Annotated in this window: 7 protein-coding genes; all 7 read right to left on the bottom strand. The window is 43.4% G+C overall.

Features of this window, described 5'->3' with window-relative positions; genetic code table 11:
• Window positions 1-354, bottom strand: a 354-nt coding sequence (locus VZ94_RS18565; RefSeq protein WP_131655632.1) for a glycosyltransferase, incomplete at its 3' end; no start/stop codon positions are given.
• 33 nt (window positions 355-387) lie between these two features.
• Complete coding sequence (locus VZ94_RS18560; RefSeq protein ID WP_052700729.1) at window positions 388-2,094, bottom strand: ApeI family dehydratase; 1,707 nt, start codon at window positions 2,092-2,094, stop codon at window positions 388-390.
• Window positions 2,084-2,623 carry a COG4648 family protein gene (locus VZ94_RS18555; protein WP_239650070.1) on the bottom strand — a complete coding sequence of 180 codons (540 nt, stop codon included), beginning with the start codon at window positions 2,621-2,623 and terminating at the stop codon, window positions 2,084-2,086. The genes VZ94_RS18560 and VZ94_RS18555 overlap by 11 nt, the downstream gene beginning before the upstream one ends.
• A gap of 11 nt (window positions 2,624-2,634) precedes the next feature.
• The gene (locus VZ94_RS18550) at window positions 2,635-2,880 is read right to left on the bottom strand and encodes an acyl carrier protein (protein ID WP_045780364.1); all 246 of its coding nucleotides are present in this window, start codon (window positions 2,878-2,880) and stop codon (window positions 2,635-2,637) included.
• Window positions 2,880-3,149 carry a phosphopantetheine-binding protein gene (locus VZ94_RS18545; protein WP_045780363.1) on the bottom strand — a complete coding sequence of 90 codons (270 nt, stop codon included), beginning with the start codon at window positions 3,147-3,149 and terminating at the stop codon, window positions 2,880-2,882. Before VZ94_RS18545 ends, VZ94_RS18550 begins: the two co-directional genes overlap by 1 nt.
• Window positions 3,130-3,882, bottom strand: coding sequence for a lysophospholipid acyltransferase family protein (locus VZ94_RS18540; RefSeq protein ID WP_045780362.1), 753 nt, complete (start codon window positions 3,880-3,882; stop codon window positions 3,130-3,132). The genes VZ94_RS18545 and VZ94_RS18540 overlap by 20 nt, the downstream gene beginning before the upstream one ends.
• Window positions 3,883-3,909: 27 nt before the next feature.
• A complete protein-coding gene (locus VZ94_RS18535) occupies window positions 3,910-4,593 on the bottom strand; it encodes a beta-ketoacyl synthase chain length factor (RefSeq protein ID WP_052700727.1) in 684 nt (227 codons plus the stop codon).
• Between the last annotated feature and the right edge of the window lie 165 nt (window positions 4,594-4,758).

Below are 4,758 nucleotides of genomic sequence, written 5' to 3'. Positions count from 1 at the left end.
ACTCTTTTTTTTCGGCGCACTGGCATCGAACAACGGACGCCCTAAAATCAGCTTCTCAGGTTCAGCCGCACTCGCCGCTAAAAAACGAGTAATATCATCACGCTGATGCTGACCATCTGCATCTAGTTGAATCGCATGGGTAAAGCCTTGCGCTAACGCCAAACGGAATCCTGTGATTACCGCTGCACCTTTACCGCTATTTTCACGGTGTTCATGCAAAATAACCCAATCGCGCTCGGTATCAGCAAGCGTTCTTAATACAGCCGTACACAATTCAGAGCTGCCATCATTAATTAAAAAGCACGGCAGATTAAACTTTTTTAATATCGCTGAGCACGTGTGCAATGGCTTCATGATGGTTGTAAACCGGAATAATAAGACAAGGCTTCATGGCTCTACTCTATATAATAAACGTCCTGAGCTATGGGACTCGGTTGGCGTAGTAAAATTAAATAACAATTTACCGGTTTCAGGTTGCCATTGTAATTGCAACGTTAAGGCATCATCAGGGCGGATAATTTTTTTAAATTTAACCGCTTCTAAACATAAAAAGGGTTGCTTGAGAGCAAAAAATAATTTGCCATACTGCTCAACCCACGCCACCTGCGTGACACCGGGCAAAATAGGATAAGTAGGAAAATGCCCTTCAAAATACACTAAACTGGCTTGTATATGTAAATCCAGCTCTACACGGCTATCTTGTTGGTGACAATAAACTAAATAAGGTGAGACATGATGAGACAGCGATAATAACCCGTTAATCAACTCATGATTGATTTTACCGTGGGTCGTCAGCGGTAACTGATTCATAAACACCCATCGTCTTGGCAACACAATGGCTTCAAATAACGCTAGCAACGGTTGCTTAAGCTGTTTAATAAAAGCGAGTTTACCTAGACTGCGTAATTGCGCCAGGCCTTGTTCCGTTAAAACCGTCACCGCAGCAATGCAATCGCGCTTATCGCTCCGTAATAAACAATGCACTTCTGCTACCAGGTCAGACTGTAATAACGCCTGCTCCAACTCAGTTAATGACAAACGCTTTTCTTCTACTTTAACCACTCTATCAAGACGGCCTAACAAGCTAAAACGCCCATCACTGTGTAATTCAAGCCTATCATCTAATCGTAATGAGGTATCGCTAGGGAGATAAGGCGAGGTTAAACAGTGACGCTGTTCGCTAGACGCTACAAGCTTGATAGCAGGAAACGGCCGCCATAACACGTCTTGCACCGGCACCCGCCAAGCAATACCGCCGCTTTCAGAACTGCCGTATACTTCAACCAGTTTTTGTGTGCCTAAGTCATAAATGCGCTCAGCAACCTCAAGCGCCAACATACCACCCGAACTAAAAATCACACACAGATTGTTGATGCTTTTCCAAGGACTAAGCTCGTCTAAGCGCTTTAACTGCGCAGGACTCGCTATCCAATAAGACCTTTGATTTGCGTTGGCTAACAGCGCCTCTGGACTTGAATACATTCGGCTATGAAAACAACGCCCACTGGCTAAAGGCCATAATACGCGAAACAATAAACCATAAATATGCTGATGGCTGACCGTCGCTAACGCATGCGCGTCCGCTAATGACTCACCCCATTGCTGTTCTAACGCAAACACCTCATTATTAAGCTGCCAAAGCGCCTTATGAATGGCTTTTGCCTGCCCCGAAGAACCCGACGTAAACAACACTAATTCGGTGTACATTAAATCTAAGGGCGACAAGGCATACGCACTCATTCTGTCATCGTATTCTATTACTTCAACATCTTGTGCCTCAGGCCAATCACCGACTAACTGGCAACCTTGTTGTTGCAGCTTAACAGCCGTAGCGGCTTTATTATTAGCGGCTAACCATACGGTTTTGCCACTATGCCAACACGCATACAGCATTACAGCAAAAGGATAAGCTTGCTCATAATAAAGCGCATACGCTTTACCAGCGCGTTGCGACAAATAGCTTGCGGCTTTAGCGACATCACTGACAAACTCGGTATGCGTTAGCCATTGTCCCTGATGCCAAGCGACAATAGGCTCACTGTTTTCGGGCAGCGCGCAATGCGACAACGGCGTTATCATGGAATTAACGGACATGTTCTTGTGTTTTAATACGAACCCAATATTCTGCGCCCATTAATAACGCAGTGAGCACATAGGAAATAAAGCCATTATAGAGGCTCCACCAGAAGAAACTGCCCCAAAGCGCAGTGTATAACGCGATGAAGCTATTGATAGCCAAAAACACGCACCACACATAAGTCACTTTACGGGTATAACGAACGCCTTGTTCTGGCAAATTAGGATGTTGCAATCGAGCAATGCGCTCAATAATAGGCGGCGGGAAAATGAGACTTGCGGCAAACAGACCAAAAAAGCCAAAGTCAATTAAAACAGGATAAAAACGCAGACTCAGCTCAGTGTTTTGCCAAACCGCAAAAGCACAGTAGGCAATCGCTACTAACAACAACGACTTCTGCCAATGCACGCTATGCCCCAATAACACGAAGCGAAGCAATAATAATAGCAGTAACAATGCGGCAATTTGCCAAGGTGCAATAACGGTGATAGCCCAAAACACGGCAAAGGGATAAACAACCACTAATACCCCAATTGCATTATTCAACCAACGATTCATCAGGCGTTTGTTAGCTTAAATATGGCTTCGACCACATCAGCAATGGTTAACGAGTTTTTAAAATCATCGGCTCTAAGCTCACGTCCTATGGTATCTCTAAGCTTAACAATCATATCGACGGCGTCGATACTATCAAAATCTAAGTCTTCATAAAGCCGTGCGTCTAATGTAATTCGCTGCTCATCTAGTTCAAACATATCGGCCATAATGTGTTGAACCATCAGTAAAATTTCATCACGCGACATTATTGCGCACTCCGTTGCTGTTCGTCTTGAATAAAGCGCGTTAAATTAGCCACCGATGCAAAAATCAACTCGACATTATCTTTTTCTGCATCAATACGAACATCATATTTTTTTCTAATCGCCAAGCCCAACTCTAAGGCATCAATGGAATCCAAACCTAAACCACTATTAAACAAGGCTTCCTGGCTATTAATATCAGTTATACTCATTCCCTCTAAAGCGAGTGAATCAATGATGAGTTGTTTTATTTCATCTTCCATTACGCTCATGAAATTCTCTATACTGAGTAAAATACTCTTTTAAATAAGTGTTAAATCTGCGCACAGCGACGCTTTTAGGGGTAATTTCAACAAAATCCTTGAGTATTATATCGTCATTTACCCTCATAGACAGATGGAATTTTCTCTCAGGTATTTCAAACCACTTCTCAGCTTTGGTTAACGTACTGGGTACGCACTGCAAAATAACCGGCGTTACCTGTGTATTCGCTTGCAAAGCAATCGCAGCAGCCCCGCGATAAAATTTGTAGTCAACACCTGGCACCGTTCTCGTGCTTTCAGGAAAAATAATCATAATACCGCCTGCTCGTAAATACTCTACACACTGGACAATCATCGTCTCTGGGTCTTCATTGCTAATATAACCCGCATAAGCAATAGACCCACGCATACAAGGATTTTTGCATAACTGACTTTTAACAATACAACTGGCATAAGGAATTCTGCTGAGCAAGAACACAATATCAATTAACGTAGGATGATTCGCTAAAATCAGCTGCCCAGGCCGATTAAGCTTCTCCAGACCATTAATTTCATAAGTCATAATTCCCAGCTTACACATCATACTGATAAAAATAGCAAAGCTATGATGCACGCATTTCTGCGCTCGCTGTCGTTTAGCCTTAGCATCACCTGGTAATAGCCCTAAAATCGGAAAAACTAACACCCATAATAAAAAACCGCCTATGCCAAAAACACTAAAACTCCAACCTGTCGCTAGCAAACGCCAATAATAGTTAAATGACTTTTTTCATAATTTTTGCCATCTCCAGGTTTGTCTAGGCGTATTAATCTCTAATATAGACTCAGCCCCAGACATAAACTCGACAAACCGCGCAACATGTTGCGGTTGCTCGCTTTGGCAACCTAAAGATGCGGCTTTGGTTTTACTAAAGCACATCGCGCTTCCCTCACCGCTGCGACTAAGTCGTAACGCCACCGCACTACGTTGCGCACAGCCCATCAAAAACGGTTGTGTCGGGTAAAAGCTAGGCATAGGCTCGTCATAAAACACCACTAAGACTTCTTCAGCGCCTTCATGCAACAAACCTAATGCTTCAACAAAAGCCGGTGCAATGCCATCCGCCCCAGGACTTAACACTGTTATCTCAAACGTATTACCGAGCATCATAGAAAATAACCCAGCAATTGCATTATGCACCGATAAACTAAATGCCGTAGGCGAAATCTCGCCATCTCTGTCAAGCCTTGTTAACATCGCTAATGACGTTGTCAATTCACCGTAGGCTGAGCTAAACACCGCTGGACACTGGCTTAGATTGCCGCAGCCCGCTATAGCCGCAAAAACCGAGCTAGCCAATGGACTTAAGCGACGCTTTAAATGAAGCGGAATATTTTCAAGCGTTGGCGCTAGTGCTTCGCTAGATGGTGATGGCCAGACCGACCAAGCCTTGACTATGAATTGAAATGACATATTGACTATGAAGTAATGGGGGGATTATTTTGCTACAGTTTAACTAACGTGCATAGGTTTACTTCATATCCTCTAAACGTTTAAATTTTCGGTTTTTTGAGTAGGGTACGCTGCGCGTACCATGAAAAAAAATCGTAATAAAATCAATAAAAAGGTACGCGTAGC

It is taken from the genome of Methylocucumis oryzae (assembly GCF_000963695.1).
GTDB lineage: Bacteria > Pseudomonadota > Gammaproteobacteria > Methylococcales > Methylomonadaceae > Methylovulum > Methylovulum oryzae.
Note: the sequence above shows the minus strand (reverse complement) of the source record. Positions and strands in the feature narration are given on the sequence as shown.

Bases quoted from the DNA above. Each gene is read 5' to 3' on its own strand.
- VZ94_RS18560 (WP_052700729.1), bottom strand. From the start codon at position 2,094: ATGTCCGTTAATTCCATGATAACGCCGTTGTCGCATTGCGCGCTGCCC.
- VZ94_RS18550 (WP_045780364.1), bottom strand. From the start codon at position 2,880: ATGTCGCGTGATGAAATTTTACTGATGGTTCAACACATTATGGCCGAT.
- VZ94_RS18545 (WP_045780363.1), bottom strand. From the start codon at position 3,149: ATGAGCGTAATGGAAGATGAAATAAAACAACTCATCATTGATTCACTC.
- VZ94_RS18535 (WP_052700727.1), bottom strand. From the start codon at position 4,593: ATGTCATTTCAATTCATAGTCAAGGCTTGGTCGGTCTGGCCATCACCA.